Annotated in this window: 22 protein-coding genes; 19 read left to right on the plus strand and 3 right to left on the minus strand. The window is 62.4% G+C overall.

Going from position 1 to position 16,469, the window contains the following annotated elements; all coding sequences use genetic code 11:
* Positions 1-716: 716 nt before the first annotated feature.
* Together ACSHSS_RS27450 and ACSHSS_RS27455 are read right to left on the minus strand one after the other, a co-directional pair.
* On the minus strand, positions 717-1,682 hold the full coding sequence (locus ACSHSS_RS27450; RefSeq protein ID WP_058904017.1) for a ParB/RepB/Spo0J family partition protein: 966 nt from the start codon (positions 1,680-1,682) through the stop codon (positions 717-719).
* On the minus strand, positions 1,682-2,353 hold the full coding sequence (locus ACSHSS_RS27455) for a nucleotide-binding protein (protein ID WP_058904016.1): 672 nt from the start codon (positions 2,351-2,353) through the stop codon (positions 1,682-1,684). Before ACSHSS_RS27455 ends, ACSHSS_RS27450 begins: the two co-directional genes overlap by 1 nt.
* Before the next feature lie 518 nt (positions 2,354-2,871).
* Between ACSHSS_RS27455 and ligD the strand changes: the two genes are divergently transcribed.
* The 19 genes from ligD to ACSHSS_RS27550 all read left to right on the plus strand — a co-directional run bounded on the left by ligD (position 2,872) and on the right by ACSHSS_RS27550 (position 16,125).
* Positions 2,872-3,840, plus strand: coding sequence for a non-homologous end-joining DNA ligase (gene ligD / locus ACSHSS_RS27460; RefSeq protein WP_230205784.1), 969 nt, complete (start codon positions 2,872-2,874; stop codon positions 3,838-3,840).
* Positions 3,841-3,957: 117 nt separating this feature from the next.
* Positions 3,958-4,200, plus strand: coding sequence for an AbrB/MazE/SpoVT family DNA-binding domain-containing protein (locus ACSHSS_RS27465; protein ID WP_058904127.1), 243 nt, complete (start codon positions 3,958-3,960; stop codon positions 4,198-4,200).
* The gene (locus tag ACSHSS_RS27470; RefSeq protein WP_058904014.1) at positions 4,197-4,607 is read left to right on the plus strand and encodes a type II toxin-antitoxin system VapC family toxin; all 411 of its coding nucleotides are present in this window, start codon (positions 4,197-4,199) and stop codon (positions 4,605-4,607) included. Before ACSHSS_RS27465 ends, ACSHSS_RS27470 begins: the two co-directional genes overlap by 4 nt.
* 311 nt (positions 4,608-4,918) lie before the next feature.
* A complete protein-coding gene (locus ACSHSS_RS27475) occupies positions 4,919-5,266 on the plus strand; it encodes a hypothetical protein (protein WP_058904013.1) in 348 nt (115 codons plus the stop codon).
* A 159-nt stretch (positions 5,267-5,425) separates the two neighbouring features.
* A complete protein-coding gene (locus ACSHSS_RS27480; RefSeq protein WP_244099866.1) occupies positions 5,426-5,743 on the plus strand; it encodes a hypothetical protein in 318 nt (105 codons plus the stop codon).
* Positions 5,744-5,928: 185 nt separating this feature from the next.
* A complete protein-coding gene (locus tag ACSHSS_RS27485; RefSeq protein WP_077021547.1) occupies positions 5,929-6,627 on the plus strand; it encodes a hypothetical protein in 699 nt (232 codons plus the stop codon).
* A gap of 26 nt (positions 6,628-6,653) precedes the next feature.
* Positions 6,654-6,860, plus strand: a complete 207-nt coding sequence (locus ACSHSS_RS27490) for a hypothetical protein (protein ID WP_058904010.1) — start codon at positions 6,654-6,656, stop codon at positions 6,858-6,860.
* A 23-nt stretch (positions 6,861-6,883) separates the two neighbouring features.
* Positions 6,884-7,393 (plus strand): hypothetical protein, encoded by a 510-nt coding sequence (locus ACSHSS_RS27495; RefSeq protein ID WP_058904009.1) that lies wholly within the window; start codon positions 6,884-6,886, stop codon positions 7,391-7,393.
* 285 nt (positions 7,394-7,678) lie between these two features.
* A complete protein-coding gene (locus ACSHSS_RS27500; protein WP_058904008.1) occupies positions 7,679-8,020 on the plus strand; it encodes a hypothetical protein in 342 nt (113 codons plus the stop codon).
* A gap of 27 nt (positions 8,021-8,047) precedes the next feature.
* Complete coding sequence (locus ACSHSS_RS27505) at positions 8,048-9,133, plus strand: hypothetical protein (RefSeq protein WP_077021546.1); 1,086 nt, start codon at positions 8,048-8,050, stop codon at positions 9,131-9,133.
* A gap of 11 nt (positions 9,134-9,144) precedes the next feature.
* On the plus strand, positions 9,145-9,537 hold the full coding sequence (locus ACSHSS_RS27510; protein ID WP_058904006.1) for a hypothetical protein: 393 nt from the start codon (positions 9,145-9,147) through the stop codon (positions 9,535-9,537).
* Positions 9,524-9,769: a hypothetical protein gene (locus ACSHSS_RS27515; protein ID WP_058904005.1), complete on the plus strand. Its 246-nt coding sequence runs from the start codon at positions 9,524-9,526 to the stop codon at positions 9,767-9,769. Before ACSHSS_RS27510 ends, ACSHSS_RS27515 begins: the two co-directional genes overlap by 14 nt.
* Positions 9,770-9,779: 10 nt before the next feature.
* Complete coding sequence (locus ACSHSS_RS27520; protein WP_058904004.1) at positions 9,780-10,115, plus strand: hypothetical protein; 336 nt, start codon at positions 9,780-9,782, stop codon at positions 10,113-10,115.
* A 219-nt stretch (positions 10,116-10,334) separates the two neighbouring features.
* Positions 10,335-10,808: a hypothetical protein gene (locus ACSHSS_RS27525; RefSeq protein WP_244110392.1), complete on the plus strand. Its 474-nt coding sequence runs from the start codon at positions 10,335-10,337 to the stop codon at positions 10,806-10,808.
* 3 nt (positions 10,809-10,811) lie between these two features.
* Positions 10,812-12,662, plus strand: a complete 1,851-nt coding sequence (locus ACSHSS_RS27530) for a phage integrase family protein (RefSeq protein ID WP_058904003.1) — start codon at positions 10,812-10,814, stop codon at positions 12,660-12,662.
* Positions 12,663-12,757: 95 nt separating this feature from the next.
* Positions 12,758-13,702 (plus strand): hypothetical protein, encoded by a 945-nt coding sequence (locus ACSHSS_RS27535; protein ID WP_058904002.1) that lies wholly within the window; start codon positions 12,758-12,760, stop codon positions 13,700-13,702.
* A gap of 167 nt (positions 13,703-13,869) precedes the next feature.
* Positions 13,870-14,118 carry a hypothetical protein gene (locus ACSHSS_RS27540; protein WP_058904001.1) on the plus strand — a complete coding sequence of 83 codons (249 nt, stop codon included), beginning with the start codon at positions 13,870-13,872 and terminating at the stop codon, positions 14,116-14,118.
* Between the two features lie 7 nt (positions 14,119-14,125).
* Positions 14,126-14,926, plus strand: a complete 801-nt coding sequence (locus ACSHSS_RS27545) for an FRG domain-containing protein (protein ID WP_063812477.1) — start codon at positions 14,126-14,128, stop codon at positions 14,924-14,926.
* A 179-nt stretch (positions 14,927-15,105) separates the two neighbouring features.
* Positions 15,106-16,125, plus strand: a complete 1,020-nt coding sequence (locus ACSHSS_RS27550; RefSeq protein WP_058904000.1) for a hypothetical protein — start codon at positions 15,106-15,108, stop codon at positions 16,123-16,125.
* A 6-nt stretch (positions 16,126-16,131) separates the two neighbouring features.
* Here the strand turns inward: ACSHSS_RS27550 and ACSHSS_RS27555 are convergent.
* Positions 16,132-16,469: hypothetical protein (locus tag ACSHSS_RS27555; protein ID WP_445545771.1), on the minus strand; the 338-nt coding region annotated here is incomplete at its 5' end.

Here is a 16,469-nt window from a genome sequence, read left to right on the forward strand (position 1 = left end):
GACTGATCACGTTCGCCGAAACGATTGATCACCATCGCCGAAATCCGCAACGAGACTATCGTGCCTCCAGCGAGGTATCACGGCACGTTCGTCACTGCAGCGATGTTCCTCGTTCCTCCAGCGTGATGCCCCTATCGTGCTTCCAACGTGGTCAATCGTGCCTCCAGCGAGGCAGCACTCGTATCGCCAGCGATGCCACTATCGTTCTTCCAGCGAGCGAGCCTTGCAAAAAACATCTTTGTAATCAATCGGCTACCGCTGTTGTCCACAGCGCCTAATCTTCTTTTAATCTTTTTCTAATCCACCTATCCATCGTTGTAAGCACGATACCTCCGCGCCAACAGAGCCGCGTCGGAACGGCAAATCATCGCTGGATGAACGACACTGCGAGACATAGTGGTCCTCCCAACCATCGCTGGAGAGACGACCCCGCCCTGTCAGCATCGCTGGAAGAACGAGACAATACCGTCAGGCTGCCGCGCTGCAAGGTGAGTACACACTCCCGCGCTCGTGCCCGCCCCATATAGAGCATCGCTGGAAGAACGTCACCCTCCATCGCTCCAGAGACGAGTCCAAGCTACTAGGCAACGCTAGCTTCCATCGCTGCATAAACGATAGCCTTGTACCATGCTCGGTCGCGTGAGCAACGTCCTCCTGCGTCATCAAGGGGACACCCCGTTATCGATTCCAACTCGCTTCCCGCTCTAACAGCCGCGCTATTCCTTCGGAAAGAGAGCCAAAATCTTTTCGCTGATTTCTGCCGCGACGTCCGGCGCCAGCCCCTTCAGCTTCAACTCGATCCGGCCATCTTCTTCAAACGATTTAAACTCGCCCTTCGCTCCGCGGAAGGTCAGTTGCTCACGCGTCGACCTGGGCCGGCGAACCGTCCCTTTCGCAGCAGCTTTACGGCGAGCAGCTACATCGCGGTAACCCATTCCACTTTTGGCCGCTTCGGAGATAAGGTCGAGGGTCTCATCTTCCCCTTTCACCTCCCAGAATTCTCGAATTGCGTTCAGCATTTTGAGAGAAAGAAGTTCGGGATATTCAGCCGCGGCTTGAACTATCTTGCTCGGCAATTGAGAAAGCGACAGAGTCCGGCTTACATGATCTTCCCCGAGCTTCAACGCTTTGGCGAGAGCCGCTTGCGTCGGATAGATTTTCCGCGATAGCAATTCCTTCCATTTGATCGCGTCGTCGAGCGGGCTCTGATCCTTCCGTTCCACGTTAGCAGCGCGGGCTTCCTCATACAGCTCCCGCTCACTGGCTGGTTTCGGCCGGATCTCAAGCCGCAGCGTAGGAAGACCTGCTGTGCGAGCCCCGCGAAGGCGCCTCTCTCCGTCAATTAGTACGAGGTCGCCCGCTTCATCCTGATAGGCACTCGCGGACTGCCCCTGCCCGCGGGCCGCGAGCGACTCCGCCATTTCAGATACCGAAGAAGCTGTATAGATGGCCCTTGGGTTAACAGAATTCGATTTAATTTTGCCAACTGGGACTTCATACGTTTGCCCAATTTCATATCTAGCAGGCTCTTGGCTCGAGCCAACCTCGCCCCCCCGAAGCTGGGAGACAGTCGCCGCAGGCGGCGCCATGCGCGGATCGCCCACGATGGGAGCCAACGAAGCGGCATCTTCCACCGCTGCAACCCGTTCGACCGCGACGGCTTTTTTCTTAAACGTAGCCATTACTTGACCTCCGCACCATTGATCCGTTCGATGATTTCCCGATAGACCGCCTCCATCTCGTCTAGCGCCTTCTTCGACCGATCACGGCCCTTCAGCTCGTGAACGGCCCGCCCGGTCTTGCCCGTCGCACGCCAAGCTTCTCTCTGTGGGATCTGTGAATCGAAAAGTCGAATGTCTTCGCTTTTCAAATATGCTCGCAATTCCGCAGTCGCCTTCGATCCTTCGACCGGCGACACCCGAGTGAGCACCACGTATGCAGGGATCTCCCCGCTTTCATGCCGCGGCCCCATGTCTTTAAGGGTCGCGAAGACATTCAGGGTCGACTCCACCTCTTGTTGATCAGGCCCACACGGGACCAACACGAGATCGGATAACAGTGCGCATTCGAGCATCGTCCGGTAGTTCTGCGCACCGATGTCGACCACGACGAGGGTGTACTTGTTGGCAAGATTTGCCAGCTCTCGTGCTGGATTCGCCGGAAGAGCGAGCACGGGAATGGCTGGTGTAACGCCCTCCTCGTTTCGAATTCGTGACCAGCTCATCGCGGACCCCTGCTTGTCCGTATCGAGAAGAACCACGTCAACGTCGTTCGTTGCAGCTAACGCTGCTATGTGCGTTGCTAAGCGTGTCTTCCCAACGCCGCCTTTTTCCGCCCCAACTGTGATGACCATTTCACCTCCATCGGAAAGTGTTCGTTTCGACGTTCGGAGTTTTATTCTTCAATCAAAATAAGTCAATAAAATCGTTATATTTTTTTGTGATTTTTACGGAATGTGGTCAAGTAACAACGATTGAAATCGAAAATACCACAGGCTTGGCCCGAGCCAAGATCGCAGATCCGATGTTGAATGGTCACATATGAACCTCGGTTCTAAACGGTCTTGGCTCGAGCCAAGACGGGTTTCCATAGGGAGTCTCACAAGATGCCCACGAGTTGGCTCGAGCCAAGATTCCGCGGAAGCACCTTGCTGAGATTGGGGAGGTTACGATTGCCACCAATCCTGAACAGTGCATTCACTCTCTGGACGGCCGATCTTGGCTCGAGCCAAGATCGGTCTGGCCTAGTCAAACGCCCCAGGCAACGGGCATATAGATTGCCCACATACCTTCAAAGCGAGGAGGGCATATGGGGCGGTGGACAAGTGAGCGCGGCATCCGTGCCCGGACGCCAGTAGCCAGAAATAGACGCATGCCGGAATTCATCGAGCCGTCGCTTGGTGTGCTTGCTGCAGAACCCCCAACGTCAGGAGAGTGGGGATATGAGATCAAATTCGACGGCTACCGGATGCTCGCGCGTATCGACGCCGGTGACGTTCGAATCTTCACCAGGAACGGCCACGACTGGACTGCCCGACTACCGCACCTGAGGTCCGCCCTTGAACGATTGCCGGTCAACGGTGCGTGGCTTGATGCGGAGGCCGTCTGGTTCGATACAGAGGGGCGGCCAAACTTCAACGGCCTGCAGAATGCGTTTGATAGACGTCGAACTGCAGGAATTTCGCTTGTCGTCTTCGACCTGATGTGGCTTAACAACAATGATCTCCGGCCGTGGACGTGGCGAGAACGCCGCGCCACGCTAACGAAGCTCGAGGCCGAAATTCTCGGGAACGAGGGGCGCTTCTCTGAGGCGATCGATGCCCACCCCGACGCCATGCTGGCCTCGGCGTGTGCCCTCGGCCTAGAGGGAATCATGGGCAAGCGGGTGGACGCGCCGTATCGCTCGGGAAGATCGGACCGCTGGATCAGACTCAAATGCAGTAAACGCCAGGAGTTCGTCATCGGCGGATTTTCGCGCTGTAAGGGCGCCACCGCGGGCGTGCGAGCGGTTCTGCTCGGCGTGTACGAGGAAGGCGGACAGCTGCGTTACGTCGGGCACGTCGCGCCGCGCTTCGCGCCCCGCCAGGCACGGGTATTTGAAGACCGCCTTGCATCCTTGGGCCGCAGGCGCTCGCCGTTCGTCCGCGCGCCGGAACCCGACGCCGACCGCGAATTCCACTGGCTGAAGCCGGAGTTCGTTGCCGAAGTAGCGTTTCTCGAGTGGACGCCGACCGGACAGTTGCGTCATCCGTCGTTTCGCGGGCTGCGCGCCGACAAACCTGCACGGAGCGTGAGTCGCGAACACCCACTTGAACCGAAACGGGCCCGCAACAGCAAGTGATTTACTCCAAGCAGCAAGATCGATCGGTGCGCCGACATGGACATGAGTGCATTGCGAATTCGCGTTGGCTTGTATATGCTGTGGCATATGCCAGACCGTTTGAATTGGAGGTACCCCATGCCCACCCATGACACCCGCCACGCGCGCCTGTTTCGCAACGGGCGAAGCCAGGCCGTGCGGATCCCGCGCGAATTCGAACTGCCGGTTTCGGAGGTCACCATCCACCGGGAAGGCCGCCGCTTGATCATTGAGCCCGTAGAGGCCGCGCCCTTGCGCGAGCTGTTCGCCCAATGGACCCCGCTGGACGAGACCTTTCCGGACATCGAGGACCTTCCGGCTGAACCGGTCGACATCGAATGACGCTGTATCTGCTCGACACCAATATCCTGTCGAACGTGATCCGCGACCCGCGCGGCGCATGCGCCGCCCGGATCGGAGAAACTCCGCCGGAGCAAGTGTGCACCTCGATCATCGTCGCCGCCGAGTTACGGTTCGGCGTCTGGAAGCGTGGCTCGTCAGCGCTCGCGCAGCGCGTCGAGCAGCTGCTCGCAAGCCTGACCGTGTTGCCGCTGCAGCCCGACGCGGACCGGTGCTACGGGCGGTTGCGGGCCGAGCTCGAGAAGCAAGGCCAGCTGATCGGCGCCAACGACATGCTGATCGCCGCGCATGCGTTGGCCGTCGACGCGGTCCTGGTCACGGACAACACGGCTGAATTCACCCGGGTCGCCGGGCTGCCGGTCGAAAACTGGCTGCGATCGGCGACGTAACGCGGCGTGGCGGCCGCCGGCGGCACGATGGGCGCCACCGACGCACGACACTGCGCCTGAGAACAGAATTGAAGCGGGGATGAACGGATTCGGCGGTGCGGCGATTTTGGCCTTTTCATTGACGGTCGGGTGCCTCGCGCTCGGCTGGAGCCAACCGGCGGTCATTACGTTCGCCGCGTGCATCGTGTGCACGGCCTACGCGTCCCGGGGCGCGCAGTAAGCGCCGCCTGACGGGCCGGCGCATACGGTATCCCAATGGCCGTCCTGCGATACGCAGGCGCGGCGGAGGAGATGGCGAAGTGATACCCCCGATGACGGCCGTCCAGCAGATGTTCCTTGAGTGGTGCATCGGCTACATGAAGTTCCGGATCGCCGACGCGATGTCGGTCGGTCTGATGTCCCTCGAGGCCGAGCGCTACGATGCGCTGTGGACCATGCTGCAAAAGGGGCGATACGGCTTCCTTGATGACGACATGATCGAGATCGGCCGGCGCTTGTTTCCGGACGCCCCCAACGCACCGGACGGTTCCGGGCTTGACGCAGCCTACGAGCGCGTGTGTACGGCGCTCGACGACTGGTTGCCGAGCTTCATCATCCCGCCAGGCCAGATCTCGTTCCTGCCAGATCCCGAACCACCGGATGACGAGCCCGCTGCGTGAGCGGCCGGCCCGGGAAGTAAAGCGCGAGAACCGACGACAGAAGCAGGGTGGGAGATCGGACACGATCTATAAGACTCGGTCAAGAGTCCGTTAAGAATTTGATTGACACGCGAGAAGCGGCCCGTATAATCGCCGAAAACATCCCAGATGGAGGGCGAAATGCCGCTGAATAAGGATTACCTGCAGGGCGCGTACGACGCGTTTGTCAACAGCGCGATCCAACGGGTGGCCCGTTCGGGCGACCAGGTTTACCACTTCAATATCCCGGCGAACGAGCTGAAGGATGCGTTTGGCCTCGAGCGCTTGCGCGACGAGACCGTCACGGAAGTGCGCAACTTCTTCGCGCGCAAGGGCGTGGACGCCGACTATGAACAGGGCGAGGGCTTCGACATCACGCTGGACCTGAATCGCGCGTCGTTGAAACCGGCCAATGCGCGCGACTTGGCGATCGCACTTGAGATCGAAAGCGCTCGCTGACCGAACCTGACCCGGCTGCGGCCGGGTCTTTGTAGCGCATCGTCAATGCCGATAACTCCTATTATCGGCATTGCGTTTAATGTAGAAAAACCCGGAAGAGCGGATTACGAAAGTGTTTGACACGTCTTAAAGACGTGCTATGCTGAGTCATACGTCTTTAAGACGGGTTCTGTTCAGGAGGCTTCATGTCGGTGTTGTACGTGTACCGTTGCCCGGGCTGCGGCCACCGTGGCGAGACGCGCCGACCCGATGACACGCACGACGGCGAGGGTATGGCGTGCCCCCAGTGCGGCGCGATCGTCGCGCTCGAGTGGGACGGAGGCGTGACGCTCGACGGTCTGCCGTCCGGTTTCGCCGGCGACCCGCTCGGCCCGCATCCCGCCGACGCGGCGCCGGCACCGACCGCGGCGGCCTTCAAGGCCCTGCGCGTGCGTGGCCGGCGCACCCAGGCGCAGGCCGCCGCGCTGTTGGGCGTGCTGCCGCGTCAGGTGCAGCGCTGGGAGGCGGGCGAAGCGCCGATACCGGCCACCGCTTGGCCGCTGCTGCGCCGCGCCTGGGGCTATCGCTATCCGAGCGATTTCGCGCCAGCGCCGGGCCCGATGACGCGCGGTTGCGACGCGCTGCGCGATCGCCCGCGCGACACCATCGAGCGCGGCGACGTGGTCGAGCTGCAGCCGGTCGACGGCCCGCGCCTGCGCGCGACCGTGTGTCTGGATCGCGTGCACGACGGCCTCGCCGACGAAGAGAGCTACGGGGCGTATGTGACGGAATTTGTTGGCGCGGCCGACGTGGGCGACGAATACCGCGGCTTCTTCATTCCCGAGCGCGTGACGTTTGCGCGGTCGAACGTGATCCACCTCGAGCAGCGCGCGCCGCGCCGCTGACCGAAACGCCTTCACCAGGAGCGACGATGAAAACTGCCTACGACCTGCTGCTGGACGCACCCGACGACCAGGTGACGCGCTGCCGCTTGGCCTGGAAAGCCGTGGCCGCCGGCGACTGGCAGGACGCCGCGCACTTCCTGCGCAACGCGGCCGAGGAGGCCGGCGCGACCCCGTGGGCGACCGATGCTCGCGCGCTGGCCGAAGCGTGCGCCGCGAAGGTCGCTTCCGCCTGAACGCCCCGATACCGGAGATCACAATGAACGCCAAAACCGAAGCGATCGCCATCGCAGACGCTCAGCTGAGCCGCGCGGGCCTCTATACCCATAGCGGCGTGCTCAACGAGCTGCGAAGCGTGCTCGAGGCCGTGAAAGCCGGCGTGCCGGAAACCGTGGGCTACGGCGAGATCGGGAAGCCGGCCTTCGCACATGGCTGGACTGCTGCGATGGAACATGTCTACGGCGAGCTGGCGGCCGCCCGCGCATTGCTGCGCGAAGTCGACGGAGCCGATCGGGCATCAGGCGAACCGAGCACCGATGTTGACACGGGCCTGCCGCGCGACCCGCGCGCCGTATCGGCGGCTACTTCGGGCGAGGCGCTTCATACCCGGTTGCGGTCGGCGCTACCGGCCGACTATCCGGATAGCTGGGATGTCCTGGCGCCCAGATATCAGGCCGCGTTCGAGGCGGCGGCGAAGGGCGAGAGCGCGCAGCGACACGGTGTGCAGAAGCCGCAGGATTCGAGGGGCGATTCGGTTTCGGGGAAATAACGCGTCTGCGTCACGGCCATCATCAGTTTGAACACCTATACGGGGCACATTAACTGGAAAAGGGTGTGCCCCGATGAAACTCGAAACGGTGACTCTCTGGCTGAAGTGCGCGGCCGCCGGCGCCCAACTGCTGTACTGGAGCGTCAAACTGGGCCTGCTGTTCGGACCGATGCTCCACTGACAACTCCGCCCGCCCCGAGAGGGGCGGGCATTTGGCAGACTTACCGCGCGCGCGACTGTGCCCACAGCGCTTGCCGACCGACAAGGAAGCGAGAGAACGAGACCATGACCGAGATCATCAAGACCTACGACGAGTTGTCCGACTCGCAGCTGGCCGACGCGCAGCGGTTGTTCCCCGGCACGAGCAGCGATGTCCCGTTTCGCTACGTGATCGTGGCCGGCAAGGTCCATCACCGGATCGGCGCGACCAAGCCGATCGCCGTTCGGATCGTCGACGACAGCGGGCCACACTTCTTGCGCACCGATCAAGTTGTCGGCATCACGCCCCGCACGAAGTGGGGGAAAAAGGGCGTCGAGGTTCTGTTGCGTGCCGGCGCCGAGCGCGAGCCCCATACGCTCTGGCTCGCCGTCGATCCCGACTACGTGGCCCGGCAGATTGGCTGGTAACCCGACTCACTCTGACAGGAGCGCGCAATGCGCAAAGAATACGAACTGCAGACCGACGTGCTCGCGACGGTCGTCGCGGCGACCCCGGTCACGTCGAAGCACGCCGCGCTGCTGACCACGTTTGCGACCCGCACCGACTATCGCGGCGCGCGCTACGCGGTCACACGCGACGAGTTCTCTGAACGGCCGGCCCGCGTGATCGATGCCGACGGCCGCGAGATCGCAGCCGACTATCACGCGTGGATCGACGCCCAGCTCGACGCGCACGGCGGCTCGGTGGAGGACGTGTTGCTCGCGCACCGGGATTCCGGCTATCAGTTGGTCGACGTCCCGCCGCTGTTGCACTACTTCGTATTTGACCGTGGCGGTGATCAGGACAATTTCGTGCAGCTCGAAATCTGGGAAGAACAGGAATTCGTCGAGCGTGAGGTGTTTCCGCGCAGCACGCCCTGGCGCGTGCCGGATGTGCATGAATTGCGGTCCGGCTGGCACGACATGCCGGTCGCTCGCTTCGAGCGACGCACGCTCGGCTCGCCGCGCTATCGGCTCGAGGCGGTGATCGACGTGAAGCACTTTGCGGCGCTCGCCGAGACGACTTATAACGAGCGCCGGCAGCGCGACGGCGATCGGGAGTTGGTCGAGCGGAACCTCGACACGGGCGAATCGCGGGTGGCCAGTGTGCGCGAGCTCACGCCGGGCTACGACAACCAACAATGGCGCGGCCGCCGCTTTTTCGACGACTGGGCTGCGTCAAGCGCTGGCCAGGCGGGCGAGCGCGTCTGTCAGCGGTGGGTTTTCAGCACCGAGGACTACACCGATCCGCGTACCGGCCGCGCGATGGATTTCATACCGCGCTGGACCCACACGCGCAAGATCGCGGCGCTGAAGAACACCGCGAAGCTGGACGTATACAGCCTGTACGGGAAGCTGATGCAGTTCGACGAGCGCATCGGCCATCGCTTCGCCTGGTACTTCTACGGTCTGCACGGCAACCTGATCCTGAGCGGGCAGATGGAGCGCGTGCTCGAGGCGGCCGAGGCGGGCCTGATCGTACTGCCCGAGCACGACTACCGGGTGCTGCGGCGCTGGGGCGACGATCAATACGGGTTTTGAGAAAAATGCCAATGAGCGCCGACCTCGACAATTACTTCAAGCTGCGTCGCCCGTGCGAGAACTGCCCGTTCCGCAAGCATGACGCGATCATCCTCGCGCCGGGACGCCTAGAGGGGATCATCGAACGACTGGTGCGCAACGATCACAGCGCATTTCACTGCCACAAGACCGTCCACAACACGCGTACCGGCGGTGTGTGGGATGACGACGGTCACTACGTCGCAAGCGGTCAAGAAAGTATGTGTGCCGGCGCGATGATCTACCTGGAAAAGATCGGTCGATCGACTGTGGGCATGCGCTTAGGTCGCGTGTTGGGCAAATACGATGTGGAACGCCTGTCGCCCGCATTCGGCGACATCATTGACCCCGAACTGACAAGGAAATCCAACGATGAAGACCTATGAAGAACAGCAAGTCCTTGCGCGCCAGGTCGAACAGTGGACTGCCGAGCTGAAGCGGCTGGCAGGCCAGATCGCTGCAGCGAAAGGCGTGCCGAGCGCGATCCTGATGATCACGCCGCAGGATGAGGACTACCACGACGTTGTCCCGGAATTGATCGCCGAGGACGCGTTGCAGGTCCGTACCCATGGATGGCCGGTCGGCTTCGAAGTCGAAATTCTCAATCAGGCTGATTAGGAGTGACCTAATGGCTCGCACTACCAAGAAGAAGCCGCCGGCCAGGCCGGCGCCGCAGTATGTCAACGGCGTCGTGTTCACGCTCGCCATGCGGACGGGCGATGTCGAAGTGATCGGCATACCGTTCGAACACCGCGGACGGACATGGGCGGTTCATGCGATCGTCGGACTCGATGATGTTCAGTGCTTTGCGGTTTCCGACGTCCTGACGGGCATGCATGTGCCGAAGAGTGAGGCGTCGACCATCGACGCGTCGCGCGCGGCCGCGATTGCCACGCTCGACGACATCACGGACGAGAGTTGGGCCAAAGCCTTCGGGTCGGCTCACGCCGAGACGGCCGAGTGACCACCGTCACATCAGGCATCCGGAGCGCCCACGCGGCGGCTCCGGTCCCCGTTCAACCCCGAATTAAGCGCCGCACCAGCGGCATGCACCAACCGGTCCGGAGGACATCATGTTTCGCCATTGGATGGCACGGTTAGCGTGCCTGATGGGGGCGCATCGCTGGGTGCAGCATACCCATTACCACTACATCCTGAACGACAGCGGGCTCCACGCGTATCAATGCGAGCGCTGTGCCAAGGTGCGGTCGTCGAATTTTCCGAGCTGATGAGAAAAGCGACCACCCGTAACCGTCGGCCGCTGACACGGGCGCAGCTGCTGCCGATTCCGGCCGCCGAATTGCGCCGCATCCAGCTGAAGCACCACGTCGCGCTGGCTGCAATGCGCAACGCGCATGACGACGTCGCGCAGTTGGCCACGCTCTTGAATGCGATCTACCTCGCGTACTTCCTCGACCCGGTCGAGCCGGGACCGTATCGTCGGGCCGAGGCAGCCCTGCAGGACTGCGCCGATCGCGCCGTGCGTGGCGAATCGGGCGCGCTGACCGACCTCGAGCGTGCCGCGGTCGAGCACGTGCTCGCGCACCTGGATGCGCAGCTGGCCGCGGTACCGATGCATCGCTATGTCGCCGCGTTCGAGCGACTGCAGCGTGTCACTACGGCCGACACGGTTGTATCCCCCATTCCTGCAGGCTAAACCATGGCAAATCGCCCCCAGGAGCTGACCCAGATGCCGTTGCGCAGCTACAGCCGTACCGAATTCACGGCGCTGCGCGCGCGGGTGAAAGGTCTGCCGCTCGAGACGATCGAGCGCCTGTACTTCGACCGCGATGCCGTTGAGCCGGTCGACGTCGCGCAGCTGCTGCGCACGATGCGCGACGACCTGGTCGCGGCGGCCCTGCGCGATGGGTCGCCGGTATTGAAATCCCACCTGCAGGCGGCGATCGACAAATACGGCGAGCCGCGCCTGACACCCGTGTCGCTGCAGCTGATCGAGCAGGTCGCCGCGCAATGGGCGATCGCAACGCCGCAGGCCGAGCATCCGGTGGGCCGCTGGTTCCGGCCGCTCGTTGCCGCGCGCCTCGAGAGCGAGGGCATCCATACGCTCGGCGAGCTCGTCGCGTTCGTGAATCGCCGCGGCGGGCAGTGGTGGCGATCGGTGCCGCGCGTCGGCATCGGTCGCGCCCGGGTGCTGGTCGCTTGGCTCAAGCGTCACGCAGCGTCGATCGGCGCGGCCGTCGCTGTCGAGGTCGACGCCGGCGACGCGCTCGCGCCGACGTCGGCGAGCGTCACCGCCGGCGCCGGCCAGCTGGCCCCGCTCGAGCGCCTGACACTTCCCGTCGAGTTGTCGGGTGCCAACGGGGCAAACCGCGCTCCTGTGTTCGCGTATCTCGGCGCGGCGCACGACTTGGACGCGGTGCGGGCGTACCTGCATCGATACGACGACCGGCCTGCGACGCAGCGGGTCTACAGGAAGGAGCTCGAGCGCCTGGTGCTGTGGTGCGTGGCAGAGCGCGGCGTCGCGCTGTCGTCGATGAGGGTCGAGGATTGCGAGGCGTACAAGGCGTTTCTCGCCGCACCGGGCGAGCGCTTTACGGGGCCACCGGTAGCGCGCACGAGTCGCCAGTGGCGACCGTTCGCGCCGGGCGGCCTGTCACCGGAAAGCCAGCGTTACGCGGTGCGCGCGATTCGCGCGGCATTCACTTGGCTGGTGGCGGTGCGATACCTGGCTGGCAATCCTTGGGCGGCGGTCGCCGATCCGAGCGTCGTCAGGCGCGTGCGCAAGCTGCAGGTGGAGCGGGCGTTACCGCTCGACCTCTGGACGCGAGTGCGCGCAACGCTGGCCGAACGGAGTGAGCTGCAGGGTCCGAGCGGGCCGCGCTGGCGCGCCGCGCGTGCGTTGCTGCTGCTGATGGGGGATGGCGGCCTGCGGGTCGCCGAGGCGGCCGCGGCGACGCGTACGGGACTCGTCTGGATGCCGGCGGATGACGACGCGCCGGCCAGCTGGTTGCTTGAGGTGATCGGCAAGGGCAACAAGCAACGCTACGTGCCGATCAGCGACGAGTGCGTCGACGCGCTGCGTGCGCACTGGCGTGATCGCGGCCAAGATCTCGACGCGGCGGCCGCGGCGAAGCCGCCCGGGGTGCCCCTGGTGGCGCCGCTGGTCATCCCGCCGACGCCGCGTGCGCGCAAGAAATTCGGCGAACCCGTCGACTGCGAGGAAGAGAGCGCCGGCGTCACAACCGGTGGCGGCTACTCTGTGCGCGGTGCGCGCGGGCTCACGCAATGGGCAATCGGGCAACTGCTCGAATTTATGCCGGACCTGAGCGAGGCCGAGCGCCGCAAGCTATCGAGCACGTCGCCGCACGCGTTCCGGCACACGGTCGGCACCCAGATGCTGGCCGCCGGCGTCGCACTCGAGGTCGTGCAGCGCACGCTCGGACACGCGTCGCTCGGTACGACGTCAATTTATGTGTCGCCTGAAGAGACGCGGATGCGCCGTGAGGCGGCGAAGTACCATGCACGGCTCGCCCGGAAAAACTCCGCGTAGAGAGCACGGTGAGCTGGCCGGTTGCAGGATTCGCCTCCAAAACGGTGAGCAAAAATTCAGTTAGAGCAGCCGACGCAACGTGATCGAAGGAAACCATGACCACCATTGAACAAAAACAATTCCGGCTGCATGTGCCGTTTGAGATGCGCGGCGGCGACTTTTCGCAGGCCACGGGTGCTTCCGTGACGCTATTCGGACATCGCGCGACTTTGTTCGCGGCTCCGACCGTCGGCGAACCGACCGATATGGCCAGGGAGTGGACCCACTGGCTCTTGTTCGACGCGATGAACGAGTCGGACGCTCAGCGCCTCATAGAGACGCTTCGCACGCGAATCCCAGCCTTCTCGGTATTTGCAGGCGCCGTTGGTAATGTCGTTTTGAGCATTCCGGCTTCCGAGCCGCAAAAAGCACCGGCGTCTGCGGTAGGGCGAGCGATCTTTAACGGCCCCGAGATCACACTGGTACCGGCCGACCAAATTTCCTCTCCGCTGTGGGCTGGCGGATATGGAATGGTTCGGTATCCCGCCGCCTTGTTGGAAGGGCTAAACCAGTGCCCGCCCGTGTCCGACGAGCGTTTGTTGGCCGCCCTGGAACTTTGGATGGTGGCGAGTTACGAAAATCTGCCGCGGACGAAATTCCTGACGTACATGACGATCCTCGATTCCCTGTCGACGCAGGCAAAGCGAGACGAGAAGGTTGTCCGATGGATCGAGGAGAAGATTCGAGAGGCGAATGATCTGGGTGATCCGGGTATCGTAGGGGCATTGGGGAACCTCAGGCGGGTATCCCACAAAGCGGCGCTCCGCGCGCTGGTCATTCGTGCGGCTAATCAGGAAGGGCAATCCGGACCGGAAGCCGCCGAGAAAGCGAAGTTGGCCGCCGCGCTGTATGACGCCCGTTCCGAACTCTCTCATCAAGGGGCTGCGGGAAAGATCGATGCCGAGAAGGCGCGCGAGCTCACCGCCTTTGTCTTGCGCGCTGCGATCGGGTCACCTTCGATCCTCGATCCCCACGAACCGGAGCATCAACGAGGTCTATAAAATCAGCATCCAAGCGAGCGAGTCGACGCGGCGTATGAAATTGCCCACGATCGTCGCTTTCTCGTAGAAACCAGCTGCACGAACGCAGCCGCAGCGCTATCGGTACCGGACAGCCATACAGAGGCCGTGGCACAACACGACCAATACAACCACCTGAGGGACCACACATGAACAGCCTGACCTACGAACAGATCACCAAACGCGCCGAGCGCGAGATTCACGACGCGATGCAGCGTGCCGCCACTTGCGAATTCGGCAGCTATGGTCTCGGGCTCGCGGTCGGGGAGGCCCGTGGCGCATTCGCGTTGTGGGAGGCGCTCGTTGACACTCAGGGGACATCGCAGTCCGTCGAAGCTCGCGCGGATCGTGTTCGCCTCGAGAAAATCGCCTATGCGAAGTTGACGCCAGCTGCGTGAGGGCGCTATGCGAGAAGCGAACGATATTTCACTGACGAGCCGTGCCGAACAACACATTGCGACGGTTAGCAGCCTAGCGAGCTATCTTCAGGCGATCAACCGACACATCGACGGCGACACGAAGGTCCTTTTTCGAGGTCAGCGCGAGGAGCAGTGGATGCTCAAGCCAAGCATCGCGCGACACCCTCGCGTGTGGGCCGACACTGAGCAGGCGATGTTGCGGGAGTTTAAGGAGCGGGCGATACCGCATCTCGAATCGACCGTCGATCTCGGCGATGCGGACTGGCTGGCGATTGCGCAACATCACAATATGCCGACTCGCTTGCTCGACTGGAGCGGCAGTGCGCTCGCCGCGCTCTGGTTCGCGATTCATCAGCCGGCAGCGCCGACAAAGGGCCGCAGGCGTGCGCCGGACGCCGCTGTCTGGATTCTTCGATATACCGGAAAGGACCTGATTCGCGACGACGAGCGCTCTGATGCACTCGCTGTCGAGCGCACGCCGCTTCTGAAACCGCGCCACGTGTCGCGTCGGATCGCGGCACAAGATGGCTGGTTCAGCCTGCATCGGGGGCACGTTAACGATGCGCGGATCAGTTTCGTATCTCTCGATACGAACCAGGCATATAAGGATCGGTTGCATTACGTAAGGATCCCTGCGCGTGCGTTCGGGCGAATGCGCACAGAGCTGAAAATCGCCGGCATCAGCCGGGCCGTGTTGTTTCCCGACCTCGAAGGAGTGGCCGGTGTTGTGACGGCGATGCACCTCTATCCTGACGACGAAATTCCGGCTCGACTTGGGTCACTTTAGTGACGTTGATTCGGCCGGTGGACGAAGGCGCGAACAACCTTCATCCGATGTCGGCAAGCGACAGAGCGACGCGGGCCGCGAAGACTGTGGGTATATCGGCCGCCTTCCAATAACGGCCAAGCACGGTGTCCAGCGTCCGGCCGGAACCTATGCAGGCCTATTAAGAAACTCGAAAACAAATGAAGACCATCTGGAAGAATCCCGGGGCATGGCTGGGCTTGGCCGCATTGCTGTGGGCACTTGTGGGCTCGGCATTCGCACACATGTTGGCGCACATCACCGCGTCGGTGGTTGATACGATAAACGTGGTGGTTTGCGTGTTGCTCGCGAGCATCGCGACAGTGCGTGTGCGGGTTCTCTTCAACGAACAGGACGCTTCGTCGCAGCGCGACAATCGGCGCCCCGACCTGCTTCAACTGCGCGTTTCGTATTTCTTGCTATCCATTTTGGTTGCCGCTTTTGCACTTCTTGCAGTCTTGCTGAATGGACTGTTCTTGACGGACCGCTCGCAAGCGGCGTTCGAGGCGCAACGGAATGCATTCCTCAATGACCCGAATGGGTTCTCAGCTGTCCGCGCGTATGCACGGGAAAATTTTGGCAAGATCCTTGTGCTTGGTGACAAGGGCTCTAACTGGGCCAACACCACGCTGTTGATACCTAATGCGTCGGGCGCCAATATGGCGATCCGCGCGGGATACTGTCTGCTGGGCTTCAATGAACCGGTCTTCATGAAGACCTTTTCGCCACCTGGCGAGGTCGATCCCGAGCTGTGGGAACGCGGCATTCTGATGCACGAATTCGGACACTGCGTCGACGTCTCGCGAGATCTCCCTCCGGAAGCGACGAATGGTATTGGACACCGATCGATCGCGCCGCGAGACGTAGCCGCGGTCCACGATCTCGATAGCTTTCTCGTGGTCGAAGATCGCCGGCCGACGGTGCTGTGGCGCGAGGCATTCGCAGACATCTTCGCGATCGGTTACTGGCGTCTGAACGATCCTTCGGCGGCGTCTGCCTTGACCGATGCCCTCTATCGAAAACGGCAAAAATTGGCGGGCGACGACAAGGACCACGCGACTACGTGCTGGGTCAAGTATGCGACTTCGCCTAAGGCGCCACCGCTACCAGTGACCAACCATGGCTTACTGGAATGGGCGGACGCGGTTCGATCGTCCGCACCATGTCACGTGAACGGCTGAGAAAGATCAGGGAGACTGGGTAGCGAGCTGACCGACGCGCTCGGTGGTTTCAAACCGTCGTCTGAATATTTGTTCATACGCACGCCCGACCTCGACCGGCAATACCCGGAGGCCGTGATCGCGAAGCCACGCGAAAGTGTGTCGGCCGTCATTAAAAGACACTTCGCCGGCGACCAGCGAGAGGCTTGGAACGAAAATAGCCTTCCTTCCGATATTCGCCGCCAAAAAAGTACCGACGGCCGAGTACTTGCCGATCTGGGTCGACCCGATTCCGCCTGGACCGACGTAGTGATTGAGCTTGCCCGCAAAAAATGGATCCCTTGCTGAGTGTGTAAAACTCACGC

Source organism: Burkholderia sp. BC1 (genome assembly GCF_052683555.1).

What these genes read in the sequence shown, in the direction of transcription:
- ACSHSS_RS27505 (WP_077021546.1), top strand. Translation starts at nt 8,048, where the DNA reads ATGCGCAAAGAATACGAACTGCAGACCGACGTGCTCGCGACGGTCGTC.
- ACSHSS_RS27455 (WP_058904016.1), bottom strand. Translation starts at nt 2,353, where the DNA reads ATGGTCATCACAGTTGGGGCGGAAAAAGGCGGCGTTGGGAAGACACGC.
- ACSHSS_RS27510 (WP_058904006.1), top strand. Translation starts at nt 9,145, where the DNA reads ATGAGCGCCGACCTCGACAATTACTTCAAGCTGCGTCGCCCGTGCGAG.
- ACSHSS_RS27535 (WP_058904002.1), top strand. Translation starts at nt 12,758, where the DNA reads ATGACCACCATTGAACAAAAACAATTCCGGCTGCATGTGCCGTTTGAG.
- ACSHSS_RS27465 (WP_058904127.1), top strand. Translation starts at nt 3,958, where the DNA reads ATGCCCACCCATGACACCCGCCACGCGCGCCTGTTTCGCAACGGGCGA.
- ACSHSS_RS27525 (WP_244110392.1), top strand. Translation starts at nt 10,335, where the DNA reads ATGCGAGCGCTGTGCCAAGGTGCGGTCGTCGAATTTTCCGAGCTGATG.
- ACSHSS_RS27485 (WP_077021547.1), top strand. Translation starts at nt 5,929, where the DNA reads ATGTCGGTGTTGTACGTGTACCGTTGCCCGGGCTGCGGCCACCGTGGC.
- ACSHSS_RS27450 (WP_058904017.1), bottom strand. Translation starts at nt 1,682, where the DNA reads ATGGCTACGTTTAAGAAAAAAGCCGTCGCGGTCGAACGGGTTGCAGCG.
- ACSHSS_RS27480 (WP_244099866.1), top strand. Translation starts at nt 5,426, where the DNA reads ATGCCGCTGAATAAGGATTACCTGCAGGGCGCGTACGACGCGTTTGTC.
- ACSHSS_RS27550 (WP_058904000.1), top strand. Translation starts at nt 15,106, where the DNA reads ATGAAGACCATCTGGAAGAATCCCGGGGCATGGCTGGGCTTGGCCGCA.
- ACSHSS_RS27540 (WP_058904001.1), top strand. Translation starts at nt 13,870, where the DNA reads ATGAACAGCCTGACCTACGAACAGATCACCAAACGCGCCGAGCGCGAG.
- ACSHSS_RS27495 (WP_058904009.1), top strand. Translation starts at nt 6,884, where the DNA reads ATGAACGCCAAAACCGAAGCGATCGCCATCGCAGACGCTCAGCTGAGC.
- ACSHSS_RS27500 (WP_058904008.1), top strand. Translation starts at nt 7,679, where the DNA reads ATGACCGAGATCATCAAGACCTACGACGAGTTGTCCGACTCGCAGCTG.
- ligD (WP_230205784.1), top strand. Translation starts at nt 2,872, where the DNA reads ATGCCGGAATTCATCGAGCCGTCGCTTGGTGTGCTTGCTGCAGAACCC.
- ACSHSS_RS27490 (WP_058904010.1), top strand. Translation starts at nt 6,654, where the DNA reads ATGAAAACTGCCTACGACCTGCTGCTGGACGCACCCGACGACCAGGTG.
- ACSHSS_RS27530 (WP_058904003.1), top strand. Translation starts at nt 10,812, where the DNA reads ATGGCAAATCGCCCCCAGGAGCTGACCCAGATGCCGTTGCGCAGCTAC.
- ACSHSS_RS27475 (WP_058904013.1), top strand. Translation starts at nt 4,919, where the DNA reads ATGACGGCCGTCCAGCAGATGTTCCTTGAGTGGTGCATCGGCTACATG.
- ACSHSS_RS27470 (WP_058904014.1), top strand. Translation starts at nt 4,197, where the DNA reads ATGACGCTGTATCTGCTCGACACCAATATCCTGTCGAACGTGATCCGC.
- ACSHSS_RS27545 (WP_063812477.1), top strand. Translation starts at nt 14,126, where the DNA reads ATGCGAGAAGCGAACGATATTTCACTGACGAGCCGTGCCGAACAACAC.
- ACSHSS_RS27515 (WP_058904005.1), top strand. Translation starts at nt 9,524, where the DNA reads ATGAAGACCTATGAAGAACAGCAAGTCCTTGCGCGCCAGGTCGAACAG.
- ACSHSS_RS27520 (WP_058904004.1), top strand. Translation starts at nt 9,780, where the DNA reads ATGGCTCGCACTACCAAGAAGAAGCCGCCGGCCAGGCCGGCGCCGCAG.